This is a genomic window from Thalassobium sp. R2A62, from assembly GCF_000161835.1.
Taxonomy (GTDB): domain Bacteria; phylum Pseudomonadota; class Alphaproteobacteria; order Rhodobacterales; family Rhodobacteraceae; genus Thalassobium.
On the sequence record NZ_GG697169.2, the window covers coordinates 955,986 to 982,577 of the forward strand.

The following is a 26,592-nucleotide window of genomic DNA, read 5'->3' on the forward strand; positions in this document are numbered from 1 at the left end:
CGGGACTAATGCCTAGCTGCGTCCTACTACAGACATGTAAAAGTTTCGCAACACCTAAGCCGCCCGATCCTGCGCGATCTGCGTTATCTCTTTCAACAACTTGGTGCGCGTCCGGCTGGCGTCCTTGGCGGATTTGGCTTTGACGGACCCAAACCCGCGAATGTCGAGAGGCAACCGCGTCAACGCAATAATCGCGTCACGGTTTTTGGTTGTCAGTTGCGCCAATGCGTCAGGCAAATCGGCTTCATACTCGGCGATCAATGCACGCTCCATCCGCCGTTCTTCGGTATATCCGAACGGATCAAACGCTGTTCCGCGAAGCCGTTTGAACCATGCCAGCCACGTGACCATACCCACCATTCGTGCACCAAACGCGCGCTTGGCAGGACGTCCATCGGCTCCAACCTTGGACAGGACCGGCGGGGCAAGATGATAGGTCAACTTGAGATCCCCCTCAAAAGCATGAGCCGCCTGTTTTGCAGATTGCCTTAGCAGTCGTGCAACCTCGTATTCATCCTTGTACGTCAACAGCTTATGATATCCCTCAGCCACTGCCAGCTTCACTTCAGGATCATCGATTGCATCAACCAAAACGCGGTACTTTTTGGCCAATTTGGCAGATTGATAGGCCGTAATATGAGCCTCACGGAACGCGATTTTTTGGTTCAAAGATTGCGGCAACTCGGTTGTAACAGCTGTCACGGCTCGCGCAGCTTCCGCCGGATGAACCACGGCCCAGCGACCGATCTCGAAGGCTCGAAAATTTTGATCGACCTTCGTTCCATTCAATGTGATCGCCCGAACAAGGGCTGCATGCGTCACAGGGATCCCGCCTTGCTGCCAAGCCGCCCCAAATAGAATCATGTTCGCATATAAACTGTCCCCCATCAACTCTTGGGCCAGCGCAAACGCATCCATCATGATCAAACCATCGCCCAAACGAGCCTCTAACGACACCACAAGACGGTCCGTTGGCAATTTGAAGTCGCGATCACGCGTAAAGTCCCCCGTCATCACCTCATGGCTATTGACGACACCGATTGTTCGACCCTTTTTCATCAGCCCCAGTGTTTTCGCACCAGCACTCACAACCAAATCACCACCGACCAGCGTATCGCATTCACCCGTCGCCACGCGAATTGCGCTGATGTCTTCTGGCGCTTGCGCCAACCTGCAATGAATGTGAACAGCGCCGCCTTTTTGCGCGAGGCCCGCCATCTCCATCATGCTGGCTCCCTTGCCGTCCATATGCGCGGCCATCGCGAGGACAGCACCGATAGTTACGACACCTGTACCGCCCACGCCCGTGATCACAATGTTTCGGGTTCCATCGATGGATGGAAGCACGGGTTCCGGCAAATCCGGCAGCTCGATATCACGGGCGACCAGCTTGCGAGGCGTGCCGCCTTCGACAGTGACAAAGGACGGGCAAAAGCCGCTGACGCAAGAATAGTCTTTGTTGCAAGACGATTGGTCGATCCGCCGTTTGCGGCCTAATTCAGTTTCATGCGGGACAATCGAGACACAGTTTGATTGTGCGCCACAATCACCGCAGCCTTCGCAAATATCAGGGTTGATCAAAACCCGTTTGTCCGGATCAGGGAACAGACCACGCTTGCGACGACGTCGCTTTTCCGCGGCACAGGTTTGAACATAAACAATGGCGCTTACACCCTTGTATCCACTGTATCTTTCTTGAATTTCATTCAACTTTTCTCGGGGTTCAAAATCCGAAACTGTCGGATAGTGTCCCCGATCAACATCTTCTTTATCATCATAGACCAAGGCGACATTGCGAACCCCCATCGCAGACAGCTCTGCCGCGATTTGTGGCGCAGCAAGCCCACCGTCATTCCCCTGTCCACCGGTCATCGCGACCGTGTCATTGTACAGGACTTTATAGGTCATCGTCGTTCCAGCGGCTACTGCATGACGGATCGCTTGGACGCCCGAGTGGTTATAGGTTCCATCCCCAATATTCTGGAATACGTGTTCTCGCGTGGAAAACGGTGCTTCACCAACCCAGTTCGCGCCTTCACCGCCCATTTGGGTAAAGCCAATAGTTTCACGGTCCATCCATTGAACCATATAATGGCACCCGATGCCCGCATATGCGCGGCTTCCTGATGGAACTTTGGTTGATGTATTGTGTGGGCAACCCGAGCAAAAATAAGGCAATCGTTGCGCAATATCTTCCGCATTATCAGTGGTTTGGGCTTGTTCAATACGCGCCAAGGCCGCGCGCAGTGCCTTTGTGTCGCACCCCTCTTCGATCAGCACCGCACCTAGGGTTTGGGCGACCATAATAGGATCTAACGCGTAGCGTGTCGGGAACAATTCATCACCGCGATCATTGTTCCAGCCATAGACACGCCGCCCTCGGCGGTCATGGAAAATGGCCTCCTTCGCCTGCACCTCGATCAGCTTGCGCTTTTCTTCGACGCAAACAACCAGCTCTAGATCAGTGGCCCATTCTTCAAAGCTTTCCGTGTCCAGCGGCCACGTCATCCCGACTTTGTATGTCGTGATCCCCAACCGCGCGGCTTCAGCCTCATCAATCCCAAGCAATGCAAGGGCATGAACCAAATCGAGCCAGTTCTTGCCAGCAGCGACGAACCCAATCTTGGCTTTGGCAGCCTGCCAAACCGGTTTGTCCAATTTGTTAGCACGGCTAAAGGCTTGCGCGGCGTTCCTACGGTAATCAATGACCCGTGCTTCCTGAGCTACAGGCGTATCAGCGAGCCGGATATTCAGTCCACCCTTGGGGATATCGACCTCGGGCAAAACCACATCAATACGTGACGTATCCGCATCGACAACCGATGTGACTTCGACTGTATCTTTCATCAATTTCAGACCGACCCATAGGCCGGAAAACCGGCTCAATGCATAGCCATAAATGCCGTAGTCCAGAATTTCCTGCACCCCTGCTGGCGACAGGATTGGCATGTAGGCATCGACCATCGCCCAGTCGGACTGGTGCAAGGTTGTCGAGCTTTCGCCAGTGTGATCATCACCCATTGCCATCAGGACACCGCCGTTGGGCGACGTACCAGCCATGTTGACATGACGCATCACATCGCCTGATCGGTCAACACCAGGTCCCTTTCCGTACCAAAGACCAAACACACCATCGAACCGCCCCTCGCCACGCAGTTCGGCCTGTTGTGACCCCCACAGGGATGTCGCGGCTAGATCTTCATTCAGGCCCGCCTGAAACGTGATATCGGCAGATTTGAGAGCTGTGGACGCTTGGGCCATTTGCATATCCACGGCCCCAAGCGGCGAGCCCCGATATCCAGTGACATATCCTGCAGTATTCAAGCCTGACAAAGCATCCCGCGCCTTTTGCATCAACATCAACCGAACAAGCGCTTGGGTACCATTCAGCAGTATTCGGGTCTGATCCAGATCATACCGATCAGTCAGTGATACATCTTGTTTGCTCATCCAGCACTCTCCCTGTTTGGCACCACCTTAGGTCATAAATACTGACCTACCAAACAAAATCATGCCAAAAACGCTGAAAATTTACCCGCCACAAAGACATGTTATCGCTTTATGGTACAACGTAACTCTGCGAAACGAACCGCAGCGGATATGAGAGAATGGAACCAATATGGACTGGGACAAACTTCGAATATTTCATGCAGTGGCCGATGCCGGCAGCTTGACCCATGCCGGTGAAACCCTGCATTTGTCGCAATCTGCCGTGTCGCGACAGGTTCGTGCACTCGAAGAGTCGCTGAACACAACACTGTTTCACCGCCATGCGCGGGGACTGATTCTTACCGAACAGGGCGAACTGCTGTTTGATGCGACCCGTTCGATGAACAAACGCCTAGACGCCACAGCCGCGCGTATCCGCGACAGCGAAGAAGAAGTCTTTGGCGAATTACGTGTGACAACGACAATTGGTTTTGGCTCTCTGTGGCTCGCACCTCGTCTGTCGACGCTCTACGAGAAATATCCAGATCTCAAAATTGACCTGATGCTCGAAGAACGTGTGCTCGACTTGCCTATGCGCGAGGCCGACGTGGCTATCCGCATGAAAGAACCCTCGCAGGCTGATCTTATCCGAAAAAGGCTCATGTCCGTCCGTATGCAGCTTTATGCTTCACGCGAATACCTCGTGCAGAACCCAGCGCCAGCAGATCTCGAACGTTTGGGCGAGCATCGGTTGATCTGTCAAAATCCACGTTCGGCCCAGGTGTCCGCCTCGTCGACATTGGTCCAAGAGCTTTTGACCCATGACGTGCCAAACCTTCTGACGGTCAACAACTACTACGGCGTGCTTCAGGCTGTGCGGTCCAACCTTGGGATCGGCGTCCTCCCCGACTACACGACTGAGGACTTTCCCGATCTGGTCCGCGTGCTTCCGGATGTAGAATCAAGCGAGGTACCCGTGTTCCTCGCCTACCCAGAGGAATTGCGGCAATCCAAACGCATCCAAGCGTTCCGGGACTTTGTCCAAGACGAGATCATCACCCATCGTCGCAAAATCAGGGATGCAGCAGCAGCGCAGGAATAGCTATGCAGCAGGCGCATAGCGGCTTTGCTCAAAACCCCTACTTGAGACCCTTGATCGACTCATTTGTGCACCCTAAGTGGTCAATCGAAGCCGATGATGCTTAAACGCTCATCACTTCATACCTCCCTGTTGGACTTCGCCGGGCCTTGTGCCCGGCATTTTTTTGCCACAACGCCATATTACACGGGCATTTGCGGCTATTGCCCCTTCCCCTTAATGCACCACGCCCTTATGACGTGCCGCGACTACCAGACACATCGGGGGATTTACCATGCAAGAACCAGCCATCACAGAGGACGTGATTGCGGCGCACGGCATGACGCCCGATGAATACCAGCTCTTGCTGGATACGATTGGCCGCGATCCATCATTTACCGAACTCGGCATTTTCTCGGCAATGTGGAACGAACACTGTTCCTACAAATCTTCCAAGAAGTGGCTACGCACCCTGCCAACAGACGGCCCCCAAGTGATTTGTGGCCCAGGTGAGAACGCAGGCGTCGTCGACATTGGCGATGGTCAGGCCGTCGTGTTCAAAATGGAGAGCCACAACCACCCGTCCTACATTGAACCCTACCAAGGGGCTGCGACCGGTGTCGGGGGTATCCTTCGCGATGTCTTTACAATGGGTGCTCGTCCTATCGCTGCGATGAACTCTCTGTCCTTTGGCAAACCGAGCCATCCCAAGACCAGCCAGTTGGTGAATGGTGTCGTCGCGGGTGTTGGCGGATACGGCAACTGCTTTGGCGTTCCGACAGTTGGCGGCGAAGTTCGCTTTGATCCAGCCTACAATGGGAACTGTTTGGTCAATGCGTTTGCCGCAGGTCTCGCAGATGCGGACAAGATTTTCTATTCCGCCGCCTCTGGCGTTGGCATGCCCGTCGTTTATCTGGGCGCAAAAACCGGACGCGACGGTGTGGGCGGGGCGACAATGGCGTCTGCCGAATTTGACGACACGATCGAGGACAAACGCCCAACCGTTCAGGTCGGCGATCCCTTTACCGAAAAGCGCCTGATGGAAGCCACGCTCGAGCTGATGCAAACGGGCGCTGTTATTTCGATCCAAGACATGGGTGCCGCAGGCCTGACCTGCTCGGCCGTTGAAATGGGCGACAAGGGCAACTTGGGCGTCAAACTGTACCTAGAAGACGTGCCCGTGCGCGAAAAAAACATGACAGCCTATGAAATGATGCTGTCCGAGAGCCAAGAACGGATGCTCATGGTTCTCAAACCCGAGCTTGAGGCCGAAGCCAAGGCCGTGTTCGACAAATGGGACCTCGACTTTGCGATCGTTGGTGAAACGATCGCAGAAGATCGCTTTCTTGTGACGTTGAACGGTGAAGTCAAAGCTGACCTCCCGCTCAAGGCACTGTCTGGTACAGCTCCTGAATATGACCGCCCGTGGGTTCCTACGCCCGCAGCAGAACCCCTGGCCGATGTGCCAAACATCGACCCCATCGACGGTCTGCGCGCGCTGATCACATCGCCAAACTACGCAGGCAAACAGTGGGTTTACGAGCAATACGACCACATGGTTATGGCCGACACGGCCCGCGCACCTGGTGCCGGATCTGGTATCGTGCGTGTTCACGGCACAGAAAAGTCGCTCGCCTTCACCAGTGACGTGACACCGCGTTATGTCAAAGCCAACCCCGTCGAGGGCGGCAAGCAGGCCGTGGCCGAAGCCTACCGCAACCTGACCGCTGTTGGCGCGACACCGCTTGCGACCACGGACAACCTGAACTTTGGCAATCCAGAGAAACCCGAAATCATGGGCCAGTTCGTTGGCGCCATCCAAGGTATTGGCGAAGCTGTCGCAGCTCTCGATATGCCAATCGTTTCGGGTAACGTATCGCTCTATAATGAAACTGACGGTACCGGCATCTTGCCCACCCCGACAATTGGCGCGGTGGGTCTAATCGCGCAGCCAGATCACATCATCAACGCGACAGCGCGGGATGGTCATGTCGCTTTGGTCATTGGCGAAGTAACACCGCATTTGGGACAATCCGCCCTATTGGCCGAGGTCTTTAATCGCGTCGAAGGCGACGCCCCGCATGTCGATCTCGTGGCTGAAAAACGCAATGGCGACTTTATTCGCGACAACCGTGACTGGATCACTGCATGTACAGACATCGCCGATGGCGGTTTGGCTCTGGCAGCGTTTGAGATGGCCGAAACCGGCGGCGTCGGAGTGACGCTGGACGATGCAGATACGTTGACTTTGTTCTCCGAAGAACAGAGCCGCTATTTGATCGCCTGTAATTTCGACATGGCCGAGGCTTTGATGATGAACGCTGGCCGCGCGGGTGTTCCGATCCGGTCCGTGGGCAAATTCACGGGCGATGTCGTTCGCATGGGCGCGTCCGAAGCACCACTAGAGGAACTCGCGTCAGTCTTCCGCACATCCTTTGCCGAGGCGGTCGCCTAAGTCGCAGCCCCTTGCAGGGCTGCCCTGCCCTGACTAGGTTCTGATTAACTGATCAAAGGATATCGCCATGCCGATGCAAGCCCATGAAATCGAAGAGCTGTTGCGCGCAACATTTCCAGATGCCGAGATCGTGGTTCAAGGCGATGACGGCGTTCATATGGCGGCCATGGTCGCCGACGAGAGCTTTCGCGGTAAAAACCGTGTGCAACAACAACGCGCGGTCTATGCCGCACTCAAAGGTAAGATGGACGGTCCCGCAGGCGAGCTGCATGCGCTGGCGCTGACAACCAAAATTCCGGACTGAAACGAGGATATTCCAATGACTGACGTAAACCAAACAATCCAATCGACCGTCGATGACAACACCGTTGTTCTTTTCATGAAGGGCACCAAAGAGATGCCACAGTGCGGCTTTTCCAGCCGTGTCGCTGGCGTTCTGAATTTCATGGGCGTCGACTTTAAAGACGTGAACGTTCTGGCTGACGATGAAATCCGTCAGGGCATCAAGGATTTTTCGGACTGGCCAACAATCCCACAGCTTTACATCAAAGGTGAGTTTGTCGGTGGTTGCGACATCATCACCGAAATGACGTTGTCGGGCGAACTGGACACTATGTTCGACGACCAAGGTGTCGGCTATGACAAGGCCAAAGCGGACCAAATCCGCGAAGCCAACGGCTGATAGCACCGACTAAAGAAACAAAGGCGCCGCCCGAGCAATCGGGCGGCGCCTTTGTTATATCTGAATGAACGATACAAAAATCGCTCACCTGTTGGTTAGCTGGCTTTGGCCTCGACATCCGCCGCCAACGCCTCTGCGCGTGCTGCCAACTCTGCCATCGCATCCGTAACCGTATGAGGGATCACAGGGACTTCGATCCGCTCGGGCTCGGGCGCGCCTTGGGCCGCAATCGCGTCGAGCTGCGACTGCAATTCAGCTGATTTGCCTTCGGCCTCGCGCACGCGGTCTTCCATTGCGGCGGTTTTGTCCGCGAGCAACAGACCCGACATCAACAACATCCGCGATTCCGGCATCCGTCCGATTTGGCTCGAAAGGCTTTGGGCCTCGACATCCAACATTGCAGCTGCAGTTTGAAGAAAATGCTCTTCGCCGTCCTGACAGGACACTGCGAAATCGCGCCCACCTACTTTGATTGTAACTTCGGCCATTTTACGCCTCTCCTGCCAACGGTTCGATTTCGGCGATCATCGCATCCAGCTCGCCTCGGTCTGATGCGCGCACAGCACGCAACGCCTCGAGTTCGGCAAGCATGGCTTTGTTGATCAAATGCGGCTCGCCAACACCTGTCTCGTTAGCCTGACGCAACTGGGCATTGATATCGCGCAGCTGATCGTTGGTGGCACGAACCTTGGCCAATTCGGCCTCAAGAGATGACAACCTGTTCTGCTGTTCCGTTGTTTTGGATTGCAGCCCGTTGATTGTCCCGTCCTGGCGGTCCTTGAGCAGTTTAACCCGCTCTTCGAGCTGCGCATTCGCGGTCTTTTCCTCGTCCAACGCACGGCGTAAATCGTCGGCTTCGCCCGAGCTGGCCGCAGGGGCCGCGGGCCCCATTCCATCAACACCGGTCTTAATCCGGTCCAATGCCGAAATGATCCGCTGTTCAAGATCTGTAATGTCAGTCATTAACGCCTGCCCTCACTGCAACTGTACCGGACGCATCCGATTTAAAATTCTATATCGCCTCTGCCTTTGCCTGCCTCTTAATCCCAACGGACCGGGCCAAAGTTCAACCGACGAATCGTGCCTCTTGTCTCAAACACTAACGTCTCGGCTAAAATCCCGCAAACAAAGGCTGGTTTACCGCTGTTTAGGTCCTTTTTCCGGCCCGACCGCTTGAATTCCAGTCCTCGCTTGATATGCAACAAATAACGCGACCGGCAGGCCGAAACGGCCAGCCCCAGATCAAAGGACAACGACCGTGGATATCTCTGAGCTTCGCAAGGCACACCCCGATCACTGGATGCGCGCCGCCGCGATCCGCACATTGACGCTGGACGCTGTTGCTGCCGCGAACTCGGGTCACTCTGGCATGCCCATCGGCATGGCTGATGTTGCGACGGTGCTCTATCAAAACCACCTGAACTTTGACCCCAAGAACCCGCTGTGGCCAGACCGCGACCGCTTTATCCTGTCCGCAGGCCACGGCTCGATGCTGCTCTATTCGCTGCTCTATCTCACCGGCTACGAAGATATGACGCTAGAGCAGGTCAAAGATTTCCGCCAATGGGGTGCCATCACTGCAGGCCATCCTGAGTATGGCCATGCTACCGGCATTGAGACGACAACTGGCCCACTGGGCCAAGGTATCGCCAATTCCGTAGGCTTTGCCATCGCCGAAGAAATTCTGCGGGCACGGTTTGGCAAAAAGGTCATCAACCACCACACATATGTCATGGCTGGCGACGGCTGCCTTATGGAAGGTGTGAGCCAAGAGGCAATCGGCCTCGCTGGCATGCATGAACTGGGCAACCTCATCGTCTTCTTTGACGACAACAACATCACCATCGACGGCACTGTTGATATTGCTGACAAAACTGACCAAGTCGCGCGCTTCAAGGCATCCGGCTGGCATGTTCAGGAAATCGATGGCCACGACCCAGTGCAAATTGACGAAGCGGTCATTGCTGCCAAGAAGTCTTCAAAGCCATCGATGATTGCGTGCAAGACACACATCGCGCTTGGCACATCGGCACAAGACACGTCCAAAGGCCACGGTGCACTGACTGATCCCAAACTGATCGCTGATGCACGCGAGATCTACGGCTGGCCCCACGGCCCGTTCGAGATCCCAGCAGACATCAAATCCGCATGGGAAGGTTTCGCAGATCGCGGCATCGCCGCTCGCAAAGATTGGGAAGCCCGCTTTGCTACGATCTCGAACAACAAACAGGCCGAGTTCAACCGCGCCTTTGCACTAGAAGCCCCCAAGAAGCTGAGTGCGACGATCAAAGCGTTCAAGAAACAGATGTCGGAAACCGCGCCAAAAATGGCATCGCGATCCAGCTCTGAAAAAGTTCTCGACGCGGTCAATCCGATCATGCAGGAAACTGTAGGTGGATCGGCAGACCTGACCGGATCGAACAACACCAAATCCAGCGATATGGGTGTGTTCCACCCAACCAATCGCGAAGGTCGCTATATTCACTACGGTGTCCGCGAGCATGGCATGGCGTCTGCGATGAACGGTATGGTGCTGCACGGTGGTATTCGTCCTTACGGCGGAACATTCATGTGCTTTACGGACTACGCACGTGGCGCGATGCGCCTGTCTGCGCTGATGCAGGTGCCCACAGTCTACGTCATGACCCACGACAGCATCGGTTTGGGCGAAGACGGCCCAACACACCAGCCTGTCGAGCATCTGGCCCTGTTGCGCGCGACGCCGAACACAAACGTGTTCCGTCCAGCTGACACTGTTGAAACGGCCGAGGCTTGGGAAGTTGCACTGACTGCCAAGACAACGCCATCCGTGCTCGCGCTCTCCCGTCAGGGCCTGCCCACCGTTCGGACCGAGCACAAGACCAAGAACCTAACAGCCCAAGGCGGTTATGTTCTGGCTGATGCCACAAGCAAGCGTCAGGTGATTCTGATAGCGTCGGGTTCCGAGGTCGAAGTCGCCATGGCAGCGCGTGATCTGCTCGAAGCAGAAGGCATCGGTACACGGGTTGTCTCTATGCCGTGTATGGAGCTCTTCGCTCAGCAGGACGAAGCATACCGCAAGCGGGTCCTACCCGGCGGTCCCGTTCGCGTCGCAATCGAGGCTGGCGTGCGTCAGGGCTGGGATCAGTGGCTCTTGGGCGAGCGTGGCCGCGAAGCCAAGGCTGCGTTCGTAGGCATGGATAGCTTTGGCGCATCCGCACCTGCAGGCACCCTGTTTGAAAAGTTTGGCATCACTGCGGCAGACACAGCCGCAGCGGCCAAGGCAATGCTCTCTTAAGCAACGCTATATTACGACTGCAAAGGGCCCGACCAATGAGGTTGGACCCTTTTGCGTTTCGGCTGCCTGAAATAGTGAAGATCGCATCCAGCTAGTTCAGTCATCGAATCGGGATCAACCCGTTCGGACCCTCGACAAAAATCGTTAGCGTAAACATCCCAAAACCACCTCTTCCTGTTAGCGCCAACCGTAGCACATCAGTATGGTTTAACGCTAACATATTGACCTTACTGCGATATTTCCTTGGTCCTGTTCGATGCCCACCCGTATACCGAACGCAACAAGATACTCGCCCACCGGCATAGGAAACGCGACATGACAGTTACAGTAGGCATCAACGGATTTGGCCGCATCGGCCGTTGCACCCTCGCGCATATCGCCGAGAGCGCACGCAACGACGTCCAAGTCGTCAAGATCAACGCGACAGGCCCAATTGAAACCAACGCCCACCTTTTGCGCTATGACAGCGTCCATGGCCGCTTTGGCGGGGACGTCAAAGTTGACGATAGCACATTGGATCTGGGGCGTGGCCCTATCGAGGTGATGTCGACCTACGAGCCAAAGGAACTGGATTGGGGCGGTGTTGACGTTGTCCTGGAATGCACCGGAAAATTCAACGATGGCGGCAAGTCATCTGTTCACCTCGATCAAGGCGCCAAAAAGGTTCTGATCTCTGCACCTGCAACGAATGTCGACCGGACCGTTGTTTACGGTGTGAACCACCGCGACATGCTCGCAAACGAAAAACTGATCTCGAACGGCTCTTGCACGACCAACTGTCTCGCGCCGTTGGCCAAAGTGCTGAACGATGCGATCGGTATCGAGCGTGGCATCATGACGACGATCCACAGCTACACAGGCGACCAACCAACGCTGGATCGCCGCCACAAAGACCTCTACCGCGCGCGCGCTGCCGCAATGGCGATGATCCCGACCTCCACGGGTGCAGCCAATGCATTGGGCGAAGTTCTGCCTGAACTCAGTGGCAAGCTCGACGGCACAGCCATGAGGGTGCCGACACCAAACGTAAGCGCAGTCGATCTGACATTTGAAGCCTCCAAAGACGTGACCGTAGAAGACGTGAACGCCATCGTCGCCGAAGCAGCCGCTGGCCACATGGGCGCGGTTCTATCCTACGATCCAGAGGAAAAGGTCAGCATCGACTTTAACCACACGCCGCATTCCTCGATCTTTGCGCCTGACCAAACCAAAGTTGTTGGCGGTCGCACTGTCCGCGTTCTGGCATGGTACGACAACGAGTGGGGCTTTTCGTGCCGCATGGCCGATGTCGCAGCGCTCATGGGCCGCTTGCACTAGGTCCCACAATTGGACCACAATACGGGGGCGCCATTCGGTGCCCCTTTTTCTATGCCCAAGGACCCGACTGTGACCAACCGTATTGCACTCATTCTCGGCCTGATCATTGCGGGCGCAATTGTTTGGGATATTTACCGCAATGACGGGGCTGCATTGGTGTTTCTGGCCCGTCGTGGGCTCGACCTGATCGCCTATCTCGCATTTTGGCGCTAATTTCCGCCTGAAGCACCCCTTGGGACTGTTGACCTTTCTCCGAAAATCGCAATGTTAGCGCCAACAGCTTACTCCAAGCTCCCTCCCCGCGCCCAAGCAAATGGCGCGCAAGCCAAGGAATGCTCTTATGTCAGTCAAAGTCGCAATTAATGGGTTCGGTCGGATCGGTCGCAACGTTCTGCGTGGTATCATCGAAAGCGGCCGCACAGATGTCGAAGTCGTCGCAATCAACGACCTCGGCCCTGTCGAGACCAACGCACACCTTTTGCGCTTTGACAGTGTGCACGGGCGTTTTCCTGCGACTGTGACGACGACTGAGACAACCATTGATGTGGGTCGCGGTCCAATCGCGGTGACAGCGATCCGCAACCCGGCTGACCTGCCATGGGGCGACATCGACATCGCACTCGAATGCACGGGCATCTTTACCAGCCATGAAGCTGCATCCGCTCACCTCGAGAACGGATCGAGCCGCGTTTTGGTTTCGGCCCCGTGTTCGAACGCGGACAAGACAATCGTCTTTGGCGTCAACCACGATCAGATCAACGCCGACGACCGCATCCTGTCAAACGCGTCCTGCACAACAAACTGCCTGTCGCCCGTTGCCAAGGTTCTTAACGATGCCATCGGCATCAAACGCGGCTTTATGACAACCATCCACAGCTACACTGGCGACCAGCCAACGCTGGATACAATGCACAAAGACCTCTACCGCGCACGTGCTGCAGCACTGTCGATGATCCCAACCTCGACAGGCGCGGCCAAAGCTGTCGGTCTGGTCCTGCCAGAACTCAACGGCAAGCTCGACGGCGTCGCAATCCGTGTCCCTACTCCGAACGTCTCGGTCGTTGACCTCACATTCGAAGCGGCGCGCGACACAACAGTAGAAGAAGTGAACGCCGCAATCAGCGCCGCTGCGGCCTCTGGGCCGCTCCAGGGTATCTTGGGCGTGACTGACGATAAACTGGTGTCTTCTGACTTTAATCACGACCCACATTCGTCAATCTTTGCCACAGATCAGACCAAAGTTATGGACGGCAATATGGTCCGTATTCTCAGCTGGTACGACAACGAGTGGGGCTTTTCGTGCCGGATGGCCGACACCGCAGTCGAGATGGCCAAATACCTCTGATACGCCCTGCGGCGCAGTAGCTATGCAAGCCCGTCCCCACATAGGGGGCGGGCTTTTTTCATAGCTACCAGCCAGTTACAAAAAATGCTGCGTTGCAGAAAACGCATAGCGGCCTTTCGGTTATGTCAGTTGTTACCGCAAACAAAAGGCGTAGATATGGGTCAAGACAAACGAAGTTGACCCAATTCAAAGAGGAACGGCACTATGAAAGTTATCACATCTCTTCGGAAAGCCGCTGCTTACCGCCGCACCGTGGCTGAAATCAAAGCAATGCCTCAGGACGTCGCGTGGGACCTGAACATCTTCAAAGAAGATGCTCGCAAAATCGCAGCGCGCGCGGTCTACGGCAACTAGGCGAACCGCCCCTTTGCTAAACCACTCAGGCCGCCTTTCGAGGCGGCTTTTTCATGTCAGGTGTCAGGTTCTGTCGAACTTGGCGTCTAGGGCCGCACGAATTTCGGGTGTCACAAACTTGGACACATCCCCACCGAGGCGCGAGATTTCCTTGACCAATTTCGACGCAATAGCCTGATGTTCTGCTTCCGCCATCAGGAACACGGTCTCGATCGTGTTGTCCAACTGTCGGTTCATGCCAACCATTTGGTATTCGTATTCGAAATCTGCGACAGCCCGAAGACCACGAATGATGATGCCTGCGCCCACATCACGCGCGCAATCGATCAACAGATTTTCAAATGGGTGCACGACGATCTCAACACCGCTTGCCTCCGACAGCTTGGCGCATTCTGCTTCGACCATGGCCACACGTTCTTCTAGATCAAACAACGGTCCTTTGTCGCGGTTGATCGCGACACCAATGACGAGGCGGTCCACCAGAACCAATGCCCGTCGAATGATGTCCAAATGCCCCATTGTGATCGGGTCGAAAGTGCCAGGATAAAGGCCAATGCGCATGGTCGCGCTCCTTTTGGTCGTCTAGTTCTCATTTGGTCACAGGCAACAATATTGCTTCGCCGATTGCAAGACGAACCCCCCCCTGTTACGTAGGGACCAAAGAGATGTGACGCGGGGCTAGTGCCCCATGATCATGCCTTCAAGCGCCTCGCGCTCGACTTCTAGCTCGCTAAGCCGTGCTTTAACCACATCGCCCAGCGTGATCAGCCCAACCATTTCGCCATCTTTGACGACGGGCATGTGTCGAAACCGGCCTTGGGTCATTTTGGCGAGCACGACATCAGCCACATCCGTCGGCGCGCATGTGACGGGGTTCACCGTCATGATGTCAGCGGCACTGTCCGTCATACACGCGACACCACGCGTGCCTAATTCACGAACGATATCGCGCTCTGATAGAATCCCATCTGCACGAGAGCCACTGGCCGAAACAACCACTGTACCGATACGTTTTTTTGACAGGACTGCGGCAACCTCGCCAACAGACATCCCCGGCAATACGGTGATAACGCCCTGATCTGATTTAGAATTCAGAATTTGGTGCACAAGCATTTTGGCCCTCCTTTGATCTATTCCAGATCTCTAGCGTCGCCCTTTGCACCGCCCTCTGTCAAGTCAGCCCTTCGAGCCGAGCCACTTCGGACTTCATGCCAGCCATCAAACGGTCGGCAAATCGCTTCAACCGCTCAACCCGTTTGTCCGATGCATGACGCACGAGATAAAAGCTTCGGGTCAATGAAATCTCATCCATCAGAATACGTTCCAACCTACCGATCAGTGGCAGGGCAAAGTCATGGCCAATGCCGACCCCTGCCCCCTGTCGCAATGCATTCAGTTGAACCGCGACCGAGTTCGATGCGACGGTCACGCGGTCGACATCCATCTCTCGCAAATAGTCCAATTCCGCATCAAAGATCATATCATGGATATAACCGACAATCGGATGGTTCTTGAGATCCGCTTTGGTCGTGATTGGATCGCAATGGGCCAGATAAGGCTTGGATGCCACCACATGCAATTTGTAGTCCGTAACCTTTTGTACCAGCAAACGCCCCGTATCCGGCGGGCTGACCGTGATCGCCATGTCGGCCTCACGTTTGGACAGGTTCACTACCCGTGGCAAAGCGAGGATCTGCACCTCTAGATCGGGGTTTTCGCGGCTGATATCAGCGCACACTTTTGGCAAAAGGAAATTCGCACAGCCATCAGGCGCACCAACTCTGATTTGCCCTGATAGTTGTTCGGCCTGACCTTGTGCTTCCTCTCTTGCAAGTGACAGCGCCGCTTCGGCCTGTCGCGCATGGGCATCAATACGTGCCCCAAGATCGGTAAGCGCATAGCCCTGCGGAGACTTAACAAAGAGCGCACCGCCGAGTTCTTCTTCGAGGCGCGCAACCCGCCGTCCGACAGTTGCGGGGTCAACCTTGAGCACTTTACCTGCCCCAGACAGGCTCTCTGCCCGTGCAACGGCCAGAAACACTTTCATATCATCCCAATTCATCATCCCGCTCGCCCGCCTCTTTTTGCAAAGCTGTTTTGTATAAATTCCTCTGTTCCAAACAAAAACGCAAGAGTATCCTATCCAAAACCGCAACCTATGAGAGATCCCATGCAAGAGCTTACGCATTTTATCAATGGCGCCCATGTCGCTGGCACCTCGGGCCGCTTTGCCGATGTCTTCAACCCTGCCACTGGTGAAGTCCAAGCCAAGGTGCCACTGGCCAGTGCCGCCGAAATGGACCACGCCGTCCAAGTCGCTGCCGCCGCACAGCCTGCTTGGGCCGCCGTGAACCCCCAACGTCGCGCCCGGGTGATGATGAAATTCGTCGACCTGCTGAACCGCGATATGGACAAACTGGCCGAAGCGCTCAGCCGCGAGCATGGCAAAACGCTTCCCGATGCCGCTGGCGACGTTCAACGTGGCCTCGAAGTCGTCGAGTACTGCATTGGCGCGCCTCACTTGCTCAAGGGCGAGTACACTGACAGCGCGGGTCCTGGCATTGATATGTATTCCATGCGTCAGGCGCTGGGTGTGACGGCCGGCATTACGCCGTTCAACTTCCCAGCCATGATCCCGATGTGGATGTTTGCCCCCGCGATCGTGTGTGGCAATGCGTTCATTCTCAAACCATCCGAACGTGACCCATCTGTGCCTTTGATGTTGGCCGAACTGATGGAAGAAGCTGGACTGCCCAAGGGCATCCTACAGGTCGTGAACGGTGACAAAGAGGCCGTCGACGCGATCCTGTACCATGACGTGATCCAATCTGTCGGCTTTGTTGGCTCGACACCGATTGCTGAATACATCTACGGCACAGGCTGTGCACAAGGCAAACGCGTCCAGTGCTTTGGTGGTGCAAAGAACCACATGATCATCATGCCCGATGCCGACATGGACCAGGCAGCTGATGCTTTGGTCGGGGCCGGATACGGCGCCGCTGGCGAACGCTGCATGGCTATTTCGGTTGCTGTCCCAGTGGGCGACGAAACCGCAGACCGCCTGATCGAAAAGCTGGTCCCTCGGATCGAAGCTCTTAAGGTTGGCCCCTACACCGCTGGCAAAGACGTGGACTATGGTCCCGTTGTCACAGCTGCGGCCAAGGCCAACATCGAAGCGTTGGTGCAAACAGGCATCGACCAAGGTGCCGAGCTGGTCGTCGATGGTCGCAACTATTCAATGCAGGGCTATGAGGACGGCTTCTTTGTCGGTCCGCACCTCTTTGACCGTGCCACCAAGGACATGGATATCTATCAAAAAGAAATCTTTGGCCCAGTCCTGACTTGCGTGCGTGCGCAAAACTACGAAGAGGCGATCGGCCTCGCGATGGACCATGAATACGGCAACGGAACTGCAATCTTCACACGGGACGGTGACGCCGCTCGTGACTTTGCCAACCGGATCAACATCGGCATGGTCGGCATCAACGTTCCGATCCCTGTGCCGCTGGCCTATCACACCTTTGGCGGTTGGAAGAAATCGGTGTTCGGTGACTTAAACCAACACGGCCCAGACGCGTTCAAATTCTATACGCGGACAAAAACCGTCACAGCACGCTGGCCTTCGGGGATCAAAGAAGGTGGCGAATTCAGCATTCCAGTAATGGAATAATCAGGTCAATTTGTCGGGCGCGTAGATGTCTACACGCCCGCCAAAAAATGACAAGATACGACCATGTGCATCCGCGATTTTCATAACGGCTCTGACAAACATCTTTGGGCCCATCACGATGGATCCAATCATCAACACGATCGCTTCGACTACATTTGAAATCACACGTTTCAATGTCTGCCCTTTGGATTTTCCATGCAGGTTGACGTTGTTGATCGCACCCCCCTTTGTACGGCGATATTGAACCCCTAATTTCAGACGGCTGCTGGGGATACGGTCGCGCACCAGTGCATTGGGCACCCATCCAACGCGCCCGCCACGCCTACGAACGTCAATACAGAACTTGGTGTCTTCGCCGCCAGTCATGCCTATGCTAACGTCAAAACGCACATCATGCTTTCGCGCAAAATCAAGCCGGAATGCCCAATTGTTTGTCGCCGCATTTTGGGCCTGCGCAATGATTGGGTCTTTGTTCTTTTCACGGGCTTGTTCATTCCGCCGCGTTGCAGACTCATACAGTGCATGTTGCCAGATCCCCCGATTTGGCTCTAATGGTTCGAGCGTCAAAGGCCCCGAAACCAGATCATAGCCGCCTTCGTCCAAACCACCGATCAGATTGACGAGCCACGTCTCAGAAACTTTTCCATCGTCGTCACAAAACGTAAGGATGTCATAGCCTTGATCCAATGCGATCTGCAAAACATGGTTGCGTGCAGGGACGATCCCGCCGTTCGGTTCGTTTTCATAGATGACCTGTTCAGGCACGGACACATCAAAGTTTTCGATCACGGTGCCAAGTGTTTTCTCAGCCTCGTTTTCAACGACAATAAAGGCGATCTCGTCATCCTCGGGTCGTTTCATTTGGGCATAGGTTTCGAGCAAGCCAACCAACAAATCTGGCCGCCCTCGAGTAATCGTTCCTAATGCAATTCGTCGCTTGGTCTTATTTTCCATCTGATCCTCATCAGGACGCACGAAAAAGAAAAATGCTTTTTTGTATCGGTTAGATTTTTCAGCTTTTACGGTCTGACGCAAGCCCGCTGTCGGTTTTGAGCTTGTCTTTGCCAGCCGTGCCGTTTTGAATTGCCCAGTGAATCAGATCATCATCCGAAAAGATGGCCACGCGGGATGGATCACGCTGGACCGCCCCGAGGCCCACAACGCGCTAACCCATGACATGGTTTTGGCGATTGAGCAGGCGTTGGATCAATGGCGCAACGATACCAGTATCAAACTGTTGATCATTGATGCGTCAGGGGATTGTGCATTTTGCGCGGGTGGTGATATCACTGATTTGCACCGCACTGGCACGGCTGGTGACTACGAATATGGTCGCCGGTTCTGGCGTGACGAATACCGCATGAATGCCAAGCTTGCGCGCTTTCCTAAACCCGTCGTCACATTCCTCGCGGGCTTCACGATGGGTGGCGGTGTTGGCGTTGGGTGCCACGGGTCGCACCGTATTGTTTGCGACAGCAGCCGCATTGCCATGCCCGAAGTGACCATTGGATTGCTGCCCGATGTTGGCGGATCTCTCCTGCTCTCTCAGGCCCCAGGGCGATTGGGCGAATACCTAGGGATCACTGGCGCACGGTTCGCAGCAGGAGATGCTATTCTCGCGGGCTTTGCGGATTACTTTATCCCAGCGGGCGACTGGGCCCCACTAAAGGATGACCTGTGCAAGAGTGGTGACTGGACCCGCCTTGATGCGGTAGCTCAGACGCCTCTGACGGCTCGGTTGTCCGAGAAGATGGATCAGATCAACGTGCATTTTGGTGGCGAAGCCCTTGCCGACATTGTCCGCTCGCTACGTCAAGATGATAGCAAATTTGCGTCGGAAACCCTAGATAAAATTGGCCGAAACTCGCCCCTTGCCATGGCGTGTGGGATCGAGGCTATTCACAGAATCCGAGGGCGCGACGACATCAGTATGGCGCTCGAGCTCGAGTACCGGTTCGTGCATCGCGCGATGGCCCATGCTGATTTCTTAGAAGGGATCCGCGCCGCTTTGATTGACCGAGACCAGACAGCCCAATGGATGCATAGTTTGGACGATCCGATCGCAGCGGATGTGACGAAAATGATGATGCCCTTGGGCGCAGAGAAACTAGACCTCAGAGGGATAGAATAGATGAAAATTGGGTTTATTGGTTTAGGAAATATGGGCGCCCCAATGGCGATCAATCTGGCCAAGGCGGGTCATGAGGTTTCGGGCTTTGACCCCGTCGCGCGCCCCACTGAATTAACCCTCGTCGAGACGGCGGCGATCGCTGCCGCTGGCGCAGATGTTGTCATAACGATGCTGCCCAACGGAGATATCCTGCGCGCGGTCGCCTCTGACATTCATCCACTTATGAACGCGAATGCAACGCACCTTGATTGCTCGACTGTTGATGTAGACAGCGCCCGCGCCGTGGCTGATGCGGCTGTGGCGTCGTGTTTGAATGCGGTTGATGCGCCCGTGTCCGGCGGGGTCGGTGGTGCGGCGTCTGGCACGCTCACCTTTATGGCCGGCGGAACCAAAGAAGGGTTCGAAAACGTCTCGGAACTCTTTGATATTATGGGGCAAAAGGCCGTTCACTGCGGCCCATCTGGCAATGGCCAAGCCGCAAAAATCTGCAATAACATGATCCTAGGTGTGACGATGATCGCAACCTCCGAGGCGTTTGTTCTTGCCGATAAACTGGGATTGTCCAGAGAGGCGATGTACGACGTTGTGAGCACGTCATCAGGCGCGTCTTGGAGCATGAACACCTATTGCCCCGCGCCGAATGTGGGACCGACCAGCCCCGCAGACAACAACTATGAACCCGGCTTTGCGGCTGAGCTGATGCTCAAGGATTTACGGCTAAGCCAAGTCGCAGCAGAAGCGGTCGACGCTGATACGCCAATGGGCCAAGCCGCCGCCGCCCTCTACACACGCTTTGTTGAAGAAGAAGACGGTTTGGGGCGGGATTTCAGCGCGATGTTGCCGCGTTTTGAAACAAAGTCGCGATCCGAAAATACGTAATTTGTATAAATTACATATCGGTCTCTTGTAATTTTCATATTTTGGCCGCGCGGTGCGTTAACCTCGCCCCGCGCACCAAATTATTCTGCGGCGTGCTTGCTTGGTTTGAACATGTCACGCAGATAGTATCCAGTGTGGCTGCCTTCGGTTTCGGCCACTTGTTCGGGGGTTCCAGTCGCGACAACCGTACCACCCCCGTCACCACCCTCGGGTCCGATGTCGATGATCCAATCCGCCGTTTTCACCACGTCCAGATTGTGTTCGATCACGACGACAGAGTTGCCTTGGTCAACCAATTCATGAAGCACCTCGAGCAGCTTTTTCACGTCTTCGAAATGCAGGCCTGTCGTCGGCTCGTCGAGGATATAGAGCGTCCGCCCTGTTGATCGTTTGGCCAGCTCTTTTGAGAGTTTGACCCTCTGCGCCTCGCCGCCAGACAGGGTCGTCGCCTGTTGACCGACCTTGATATAGCCAAGACCCACGCGCATCAGGGCATCCATCTTGTCGCGGATCGACGGCACCGCTTTGAAGAAGTCTTGCGCGTCTTCGACCGTCATGTCGAGCACGTCGGCAATGGATTTGGACTTGAACTTTACCTCGAGTGTCTCGCGATTGTAGCGCTGACCGCTACAGGTTTCACAGGTGACATAGACGTCCGGCAAGAAGTGCATTTCGATCTTGATGACACCGTCACCTTGGCACGCCTCACAACGCCCCCCTTTGACGTTGAACGAGAACCGACCGGGTTTATAGCCGCGTGCTTTGGCCTCTGGCAGACCGGCAAACCATTCACGGATCGGGGTAAAGGCACCAGTGTAAGTGGCTGGATTGGACCGCGGGGTACGCCCGATAGGACGCTGGTCAATGTCGATAACCTTGTCGAGATGCTCGAGCCCTTTGATCGTCTCGCAAGGGGCCGGTGTTTGACGCGCACCGTTCAGCTGCATCGAGGCGGTTTTGAACAGCGTCTCGATGGTCAGCGTCGATTTACCACCGCCCGAAACACCCGTCACACACAGAAATTTACCAAGGGGGAAATCAACAGTGACGTTTTGCAGGTTGTTGCCCGTCGCCTTTTTGACCGTGATCTTTTTCTTGTTTCCCTTGCGGCGATCAGAGTTCACAGGGATTTCGCGCGTGCCTGTCAAATACTGGCCTGTGATGCTGTCGGCATTGTCGGCAATCGCTTGGGGCGTGCCGTGGGCGACAACTTGGCCGCCATGCACGCCAGCACCAGGACCGATGTCGAACACATAGTCCGCCTCGCGGATCGCCTCTTCGTCGTGCTCAACCACAATCACGGTGTTGCCTTGGTCACGCAGGTTTTTCAGAGTGATCAGCAACCGGTCATTGTCGCGTTGGTGCAGGCCGATGGACGGCTCGTCCAAAACGTAGAGAACGCCCGTCAGACCCGATCCGATTTGGCTGGCCAAGCGGATGCGTTGAGATTCGCCACCCGACAGCGTGCCGGAATTCCGTGACAGGGTCAGATATTCAAGGCCAACATTGTTGAGAAACCCAAGACGTTCGCGGATTTCCTTGAGGATCGCGCGGGCAATTTCGTTCTTTTGATCGGTCAAATGCTCTGGAACAGAGGTGCACCAATCAAAGGCTTCGCGGATCGACATCTGAACCACCTGCCCGACGTGAATGCCAGCAATTTTTACGGCCAACGCTTCGGGGCGCAGACGGTAACCTTCGCAGGTGCCGCAGGACCGGTTGTTTTGATAGCGTTCAAATTCTTCGCGGATCCACGAGCTGTCGGTCTCGCGGTAACGGCGTTCCATGTTCGGAATGACACCTTCGAACGGGCGGCTGACATTGTAGACGCGCCCCCCTTCGTCATAGCGGAACGCGATTTCTTCTTCGCCCGAGCCGTAGAGAAACACCTGTTGAACGAACGCTGGAAGATCCTTCCAACGAGCGTTCTGATCAAACTCGTAGTGTTTCGCGATCGCTTCGATGGTTTGTTTAAAATAGGGCGATTTGCCTTTGCGCCACGGTGCCAGCGCGCCGTCATACACCTTGAGCGTGGCATCAGGCACGACGAGACGTTCGTCAAAGAACAGCTCGACCCCGAGACCGTCACACGACGGGCATGCGCCAAACGGAGCGTTGAACGAAAACAGCCGCGGCTCTATTTCTGGGATCGTAAAGCCGGACACAGGACAGGCAAAGTTCTCGGAAAAGGTCAGACGCTCGGGGTCGCCCTCTTTGGGCGCTGTCTCGATATGCGCAATACCATCTGCAAGATCGAGCGCTGTGCGGAAACTATCGGCGAGACGGGTCTCTAACCCTTCGCGGATCACGATACGGTCGACGACAACATCAATGTCATGGCGGTACTTTTTATCCAGCGTGGGTGGTTCGTCCAGATCGTAGAATTCTCCATCCACTTTGACACGCTGGAAACCCTGCTTTTTGAGTTCGGCAAATTCCTTGCGGTATTCACCTTTGCGGTCGCGAATGATCGGGGCCAAAAGGTAGCCGCGCGTGCCCTCTTCCATCGCCATTGTGCGGTCGACCATGTCTTGGACCTGTTGGGCCTCAATCGGCAGGCCAGTCGCGGGGCTGAACGGGGTGCCCACACGTGCAAACAGCAGACGCATGTAGTCGTAAATCTCGGTGACTGTGCCAACGGTCGAACGCGGGTTCTTCGAGGTGGTTTTTTGCTCGATCGAAATTGCGGGCGACAGACCTGTGATGTGATCGACGTCCGGCTTTTCCATCATATCGAGGAACTGGCGCGCGTAGGCGGACAGCGATTCCACATAGCGGCGCTGACCTTCGGCATAGATCGTATCAAAGGCGAGCGAGGATTTACCCGAACCGGACAAACCAGTGATCACAACCAGTTCGTTGCGCGGAATATCCACGTCGATGTTCTTGAGATTGTGTTCGCGCGCACCGCGGACTTCGATGTTTTTTTGTTCAGCCATGTCAGGCCCCCTTAGGTCCAACCCAACTAGATAGAGGGGCTGTGATCAAACGCCACCCTTGATATAGAACGTTTAGGGAACATATGGAAATTAATTTCGTTTTTACGGATCAATTTCGGCGTGGTCCGCGTGCGTGATCTGCCACGCCATGAGTGCAATCAGCCCCAAACCCGCGCAAGACGCCAAAATCATCAGCCCCAACAACCCTGTTGTGCCAGCAATCGAAAGGCCCACAGCAAAGAGCGGCGTTCCAAGTGTCGTCCCGACATTGCCCAGCTGTGCGATCACCCCAGCGGCCCGGGCACGATCGCCCATGTCCGAGTTGAAATAGGGAATTGCCGCAAAACAGCCCCCCGGCGTCAGGCCCAGCCCGATGAACATCAGATAGAGCGGCCAAATGGCCCCAGTCGTTGCAACCGCCGCCCCAAAGAGCGTCACAACAAAGCCTGACGCAGCAATCAGATCTGGGCGATAGCGACGCGCCAAAAGACCTGCGGCAAATGTTCCAGCAAGACTGATCAGCGGCAGAACAGCGGCGAGATCAGGACGACCAATCGCGGTGGGAAGAAATGTCATGAACGCGAGATACATCAGCGTGTACATCAAGAACCCCAGCCCCGGTGCCGCGATCCGTGGATTGGAATAGCTGCGAACGTGCGCGCGGAGATACCGTAGTGGAGGCTGGGGGTCTGGCGCAACGTCAGGCAGCCGCATCCAAACCAGCAGGCCAACGCACAGCAACCCAACCGCGTGCCCGCCATAAAGAAGCGGTAGCCCTCCAAGCGCGAGCGTCGCCGGAGCAATCAAAGACACGACCGCAAAGGCCACGCCAAAGAACATCGCCCAAAGGCTCATCGCGACGGGGCGGTCGTGGTCATTTGCCGCCGCCGCCATAAGCGCCGGACAGGCGACGACGATGGCAAGGTGGGACAATCCTTCGGCAATGCGAAGCGGGATCATCGCGGCAAAGGGCGGCACCAATCCCTCTAACCCCGAAAGGATCGCGCCAAAAATCACGGCTGCCAGCAGTACTTTTTTGCCGCCCAATCGGGCGACGATGCCCCCCGCAACGACACCAAACACAATGCCGATACCCCCGACCAAAGACACAAGAATGGCGAGTTGCGGCAGGCTGCGATCATAGGCCTGCGCCAGTGCATCTAGCGAAAGAGAAATCTTGCCAAATTGGGCGGCTGCAAAGAGCCCAAGACAAAAGATGAGGCCGACAAGCAGCCAGTCAGTGCGTGAATGGGATGAGGTCATGGGGGGACGCTAGTGCGCAATTGACTGCCTCACAAGCGCAAAGCAATGCTAAGGCGTGCAAAAAAAATACTGTTTGATTTCTACGAAAATCAATGTTTATCAGTTACTTGAGGGATATCAGCACCAATAGACGGCACCCAAAAATAGCAGGCATAAAAAAACCTGCGCCGAAATATCGAACACAGGTTTTGATGTTTGGATGTGGTGATCAGAATTACATGTGAATGACGCGGTCGTAGGCGTCGAGCACACTCTCGTGCATCATCTCGGACAGTGTCGGATGCGGGAACACGGTGTTCATCAGATCTTCTTCTGTTGTTTCGAGCTGGCGACCGACGACGTATCCTTGGATCAGTTCGGTGACCTCAGCCCCGATCATGTGCGCGCCCAACAGCTCGCCCGTTTTTGCGTCGAATACGGTTTTGACCATGCCTTCGGGCTCACCCAATGCGATCGCCTTGCCGTTGCCGATGAATGGAAAGCGTCCGACTTTGATGTCATAGCCCAGCTCTTTGGCTTTGGCCTCGGTGTAGCCAACCGATGCGACTTGGGGGTGGCAATATGTGCAGCCCGCGATGCTCTCTGGTTTGACCGGATGCGGCTTGCCGCCTGCGATCAGCTCGGCGACCATGACACCTTCGTGGCTGGCCTTGTGCGCGAGCCAAGGCGCACCTGCGATGTCGCCAATGGCATAGAGCCCGTCGACACCTGTCCGGCAGTATTCGTCTGTCACAACATGGGTGCGGTCAATCTTGACGCCCAACGCTTCGAGCCCGAGGTTTTCAACATTGCCGACAATGCCGACAGCCGAAATGACCGTGTCGAACTCTTGCGTGACGGTCTTACCGCCCGTCTCGATATGAACCGTGACCTTGCCCTTTGCACGGTCCAGCTTTTTGACCATGGATTTCTCCATGATTTTCATGCCCTGCTTGGTGAATTGCTTTTTCGCAAAGGCGCTAATTTCAGCGTCCTCGACAGGCAACACACGGTCCATAACCTCGACCACAGTCGTGTCAGCCCCGAGCGTATTGTAGAAAGACGCAAATTCAATGCCAATCGCGCCGGATCCGATGACCAACAGCTTTTTGGGCATGCGCGGCGGCGTAAGTGCGGTTTTGTATGTCCAAACCAGATCGCCGTCGGCCTCGAGGCCGGGCAATTCACGTGCGCGCGCACCAGTGGCAAGAACAATGTGCTTGGCTGTCAGGTTGGTCGTCTCTTTCTCGCCTTTCACGCTCACCTTGCCTTTGCCGGTAATCGTCGCCGTTCCCATAAACGTCGGAATTTTGTTCTTTTTCATCAGGTGACCGATACCGCCTGACAGCTGAGCCGCGACACCGCGACTGCGTTTGACCACTGCATCCAGATCATAGCCGATACCATCTGCCTTGAGCCCAAACTCTTTGGCACGGTGCATCAGGTGAAAGACCTCGGACGACCGCAGCATCGCCTTGGTTGGGATACAGCCCCAGTTCAGGCAGATACCGCCCATGTGTTCGCGTTCGACAATCGCGACTTTGAGTCCCAGTTGCGCCCCACGAATAGCGGCAACGTAGCCACCGGGCCCTGCCCCAATCACAATCAAATCAAACGACGTTTCAGCCATGGTTCATCCTCCTGTCAAAACTAGTTTGACGTTAAACTATTTTTTTATGCACCGCCAGTATGTGGCGAACAGGTCTGTTATGCTTAATATGCATAGCCCGTAAATCTGGGTGAAATGTCAGAAATAACTGGTCCGGCGACGTTGCTTGCCGGCATTTCGTAGGG

22 protein-coding genes are annotated in these 26,592 nt (G+C 55.4%); 12 read left to right on the forward strand and 10 right to left on the reverse strand.

The annotated features are described in order from the left end of the window. Positions 1-54: 54 nt before the first annotated feature. On the reverse strand, positions 55-3,450 hold the full coding sequence (locus TR2A62_RS04700) for an indolepyruvate ferredoxin oxidoreductase family protein (protein ID WP_009160050.1): 3,396 nt from the start codon (positions 3,448-3,450) through the stop codon (positions 55-57). A gap of 169 nt (positions 3,451-3,619) precedes the next feature. Here TR2A62_RS04700 and TR2A62_RS04705 point away from each other — a divergent pair, with 169 nt between their 5' ends. The 4 genes from TR2A62_RS04705 to grxD all read left to right on the forward strand — a co-directional run bounded on the left by TR2A62_RS04705 (position 3,620) and on the right by grxD (position 7,644). Then, on the forward strand, positions 3,620-4,531 hold the full coding sequence (locus TR2A62_RS04705; RefSeq protein ID WP_009159662.1) for a LysR family transcriptional regulator: 912 nt from the start codon (positions 3,620-3,622) through the stop codon (positions 4,529-4,531). 271 nt (positions 4,532-4,802) lie between these two features. Next, a complete protein-coding gene (gene purL, locus TR2A62_RS04710; RefSeq protein WP_009158805.1) occupies positions 4,803-6,962 on the forward strand; it encodes a phosphoribosylformylglycinamidine synthase subunit PurL in 2,160 nt (719 codons plus the stop codon). Positions 6,963-7,029: 67 nt separating this feature from the next. Beyond that, positions 7,030-7,266, forward strand: a complete 237-nt coding sequence (locus TR2A62_RS04715; protein WP_009158526.1) for a BolA/IbaG family iron-sulfur metabolism protein — start codon at positions 7,030-7,032, stop codon at positions 7,264-7,266. 15 nt (positions 7,267-7,281) lie between these two features. Next, positions 7,282-7,644: a Grx4 family monothiol glutaredoxin gene (grxD, locus tag TR2A62_RS04720; protein ID WP_009158743.1), complete on the forward strand. Its 363-nt coding sequence runs from the start codon at positions 7,282-7,284 to the stop codon at positions 7,642-7,644. Between the two features lie 95 nt (positions 7,645-7,739). Here the strand turns inward: grxD and TR2A62_RS04725 are convergent, their stop codons facing one another. Together TR2A62_RS04725 and TR2A62_RS04730 are read right to left on the reverse strand one after the other, a co-directional pair. Then, entirely contained in the window at positions 7,740-8,132 is a 393-nt protein-coding gene (locus TR2A62_RS04725; protein WP_009160506.1) for a cell division protein ZapA, read from the reverse strand. A 1-nt stretch (position 8,133) separates the two neighbouring features. Next, on the reverse strand, positions 8,134-8,607 hold the full coding sequence (locus TR2A62_RS04730; RefSeq protein WP_009157401.1) for a hypothetical protein: 474 nt from the start codon (positions 8,605-8,607) through the stop codon (positions 8,134-8,136). 295 nt (positions 8,608-8,902) lie between these two features. Here TR2A62_RS04730 and tkt point away from each other — a divergent pair, with 295 nt between their 5' ends. The 5 genes from tkt to TR2A62_RS18710 all read left to right on the forward strand — a co-directional run bounded on the left by tkt (position 8,903) and on the right by TR2A62_RS18710 (position 13,937). Further along, positions 8,903-10,921, forward strand: a complete 2,019-nt coding sequence (tkt, locus tag TR2A62_RS04735; protein ID WP_009157420.1) for a transketolase — start codon at positions 8,903-8,905, stop codon at positions 10,919-10,921. A gap of 315 nt (positions 10,922-11,236) precedes the next feature. Further along, positions 11,237-12,238: a type I glyceraldehyde-3-phosphate dehydrogenase gene (gene gap, locus TR2A62_RS04740; protein ID WP_009158298.1), complete on the forward strand. Its 1,002-nt coding sequence runs from the start codon at positions 11,237-11,239 to the stop codon at positions 12,236-12,238. 69 nt (positions 12,239-12,307) lie between these two features. Continuing rightward, on the forward strand, positions 12,308-12,451 hold the full coding sequence (locus tag TR2A62_RS18705) for a hypothetical protein (RefSeq protein WP_009159991.1): 144 nt from the start codon (positions 12,308-12,310) through the stop codon (positions 12,449-12,451). Between the two features lie 127 nt (positions 12,452-12,578). Beyond that, entirely contained in the window at positions 12,579-13,583 is a 1,005-nt protein-coding gene (gene gap, locus TR2A62_RS04750; protein WP_009160848.1) for a type I glyceraldehyde-3-phosphate dehydrogenase, read from the forward strand. A 204-nt stretch (positions 13,584-13,787) separates the two neighbouring features. Beyond that, positions 13,788-13,937, forward strand: coding sequence for a hypothetical protein (locus TR2A62_RS18710; protein WP_009157935.1), 150 nt, complete (start codon positions 13,788-13,790; stop codon positions 13,935-13,937). 63 nt (positions 13,938-14,000) lie between these two features. Here TR2A62_RS18710 and coaD read toward each other — a convergent pair whose 3' ends face one another. The 3 genes from coaD to TR2A62_RS04765 all read right to left on the reverse strand — a co-directional run bounded on the left by coaD (position 14,001) and on the right by TR2A62_RS04765 (position 16,002). After that, complete coding sequence (coaD, locus tag TR2A62_RS04755) at positions 14,001-14,498, reverse strand: pantetheine-phosphate adenylyltransferase (RefSeq protein WP_009159063.1); 498 nt, start codon at positions 14,496-14,498, stop codon at positions 14,001-14,003. A gap of 117 nt (positions 14,499-14,615) precedes the next feature. Next, positions 14,616-15,050, reverse strand: coding sequence for a CBS domain-containing protein (locus TR2A62_RS04760; protein WP_009159980.1), 435 nt, complete (start codon positions 15,048-15,050; stop codon positions 14,616-14,618). A 58-nt stretch (positions 15,051-15,108) separates the two neighbouring features. Beyond that, positions 15,109-16,002, reverse strand: a complete 894-nt coding sequence (locus TR2A62_RS04765; protein WP_009158677.1) for a LysR family transcriptional regulator — start codon at positions 16,000-16,002, stop codon at positions 15,109-15,111. A 105-nt stretch (positions 16,003-16,107) separates the two neighbouring features. Between TR2A62_RS04765 and TR2A62_RS04770 the strand changes: the two genes are divergently transcribed. Then, entirely contained in the window at positions 16,108-17,607 is a 1,500-nt protein-coding gene (locus tag TR2A62_RS04770; protein WP_009160546.1) for a CoA-acylating methylmalonate-semialdehyde dehydrogenase, read from the forward strand. Here TR2A62_RS04770 and TR2A62_RS04775 read toward each other — a convergent pair whose 3' ends face one another. Continuing rightward, positions 17,608-18,561: a glycosyltransferase family 2 protein gene (locus TR2A62_RS04775; RefSeq protein WP_009157643.1), complete on the reverse strand. Its 954-nt coding sequence runs from the start codon at positions 18,559-18,561 to the stop codon at positions 17,608-17,610. It lies immediately after the preceding gene. 136 nt (positions 18,562-18,697) lie between these two features. Between TR2A62_RS04775 and TR2A62_RS04780 the strand changes: the two genes are divergently transcribed. Further along, complete coding sequence (locus TR2A62_RS04780) at positions 18,698-19,738, forward strand: enoyl-CoA hydratase/isomerase family protein (protein ID WP_040820220.1); 1,041 nt, start codon at positions 18,698-18,700, stop codon at positions 19,736-19,738. Next, complete coding sequence (gene mmsB / locus TR2A62_RS04785) at positions 19,739-20,617, forward strand: 3-hydroxyisobutyrate dehydrogenase (protein ID WP_009159482.1); 879 nt, start codon at positions 19,739-19,741, stop codon at positions 20,615-20,617. Between the two features lie 80 nt (positions 20,618-20,697). On the opposite strand, the gene uvrA is transcribed toward mmsB, so the two are convergent. The 3 genes from uvrA to lpdA form a co-directional block, all read right to left on the reverse strand. Further along, positions 20,698-23,556, reverse strand: coding sequence for an excinuclease ABC subunit UvrA (gene uvrA, locus TR2A62_RS04790; RefSeq protein ID WP_009160288.1), 2,859 nt, complete (start codon positions 23,554-23,556; stop codon positions 20,698-20,700). A gap of 102 nt (positions 23,557-23,658) precedes the next feature. Beyond that, on the reverse strand, positions 23,659-24,819 hold the full coding sequence (locus TR2A62_RS04795) for an MFS transporter (protein WP_009160872.1): 1,161 nt from the start codon (positions 24,817-24,819) through the stop codon (positions 23,659-23,661). A gap of 214 nt (positions 24,820-25,033) precedes the next feature. Next, complete coding sequence (gene lpdA / locus TR2A62_RS04800) at positions 25,034-26,428, reverse strand: dihydrolipoyl dehydrogenase (RefSeq protein ID WP_009160093.1); 1,395 nt, start codon at positions 26,426-26,428, stop codon at positions 25,034-25,036. Between the last annotated feature and the right edge of the window lie 164 nt (positions 26,429-26,592).

What these genes read in the sequence shown, in the direction of transcription:
- TR2A62_RS04730 (WP_009157401.1), bottom strand. Translation starts at nt 8,607, where the DNA reads ATGACTGACATTACAGATCTTGAACAGCGGATCATTTCGGCATTGGAC.
- TR2A62_RS04770 (WP_009160546.1), top strand. Translation starts at nt 16,108, where the DNA reads ATGCAAGAGCTTACGCATTTTATCAATGGCGCCCATGTCGCTGGCACC.
- TR2A62_RS04765 (WP_009158677.1), bottom strand. Translation starts at nt 16,002, where the DNA reads ATGATGAATTGGGATGATATGAAAGTGTTTCTGGCCGTTGCACGGGCA.
- grxD (WP_009158743.1), top strand. Translation starts at nt 7,282, where the DNA reads ATGACTGACGTAAACCAAACAATCCAATCGACCGTCGATGACAACACC.
- TR2A62_RS04700 (WP_009160050.1), bottom strand. Translation starts at nt 3,450, where the DNA reads ATGAGCAAACAAGATGTATCACTGACTGATCGGTATGATCTGGATCAG.
- gap (WP_009160848.1), top strand. Translation starts at nt 12,579, where the DNA reads ATGTCAGTCAAAGTCGCAATTAATGGGTTCGGTCGGATCGGTCGCAAC.
- TR2A62_RS18710 (WP_009157935.1), top strand. Translation starts at nt 13,788, where the DNA reads ATGAAAGTTATCACATCTCTTCGGAAAGCCGCTGCTTACCGCCGCACC.
- TR2A62_RS04775 (WP_009157643.1), bottom strand. Translation starts at nt 18,561, where the DNA reads ATGGAAAATAAGACCAAGCGACGAATTGCATTAGGAACGATTACTCGA.
- TR2A62_RS04760 (WP_009159980.1), bottom strand. Translation starts at nt 15,050, where the DNA reads ATGCTTGTGCACCAAATTCTGAATTCTAAATCAGATCAGGGCGTTATC.
- lpdA (WP_009160093.1), bottom strand. Translation starts at nt 26,428, where the DNA reads ATGGCTGAAACGTCGTTTGATTTGATTGTGATTGGGGCAGGGCCCGGT.
- coaD (WP_009159063.1), bottom strand. Translation starts at nt 14,498, where the DNA reads ATGCGCATTGGCCTTTATCCTGGCACTTTCGACCCGATCACAATGGGG.
- uvrA (WP_009160288.1), bottom strand. Translation starts at nt 23,556, where the DNA reads ATGGCTGAACAAAAAAACATCGAAGTCCGCGGTGCGCGCGAACACAAT.
- TR2A62_RS04715 (WP_009158526.1), top strand. Translation starts at nt 7,030, where the DNA reads ATGCCGATGCAAGCCCATGAAATCGAAGAGCTGTTGCGCGCAACATTT.
- mmsB (WP_009159482.1), top strand. Translation starts at nt 19,739, where the DNA reads ATGAAAATTGGGTTTATTGGTTTAGGAAATATGGGCGCCCCAATGGCG.
- purL (WP_009158805.1), top strand. Translation starts at nt 4,803, where the DNA reads ATGCAAGAACCAGCCATCACAGAGGACGTGATTGCGGCGCACGGCATG.
- TR2A62_RS04725 (WP_009160506.1), bottom strand. Translation starts at nt 8,132, where the DNA reads ATGGCCGAAGTTACAATCAAAGTAGGTGGGCGCGATTTCGCAGTGTCC.
- TR2A62_RS04705 (WP_009159662.1), top strand. Translation starts at nt 3,620, where the DNA reads ATGGACTGGGACAAACTTCGAATATTTCATGCAGTGGCCGATGCCGGC.
- gap (WP_009158298.1), top strand. Translation starts at nt 11,237, where the DNA reads ATGACAGTTACAGTAGGCATCAACGGATTTGGCCGCATCGGCCGTTGC.
- TR2A62_RS04795 (WP_009160872.1), bottom strand. Translation starts at nt 24,819, where the DNA reads ATGACCTCATCCCATTCACGCACTGACTGGCTGCTTGTCGGCCTCATC.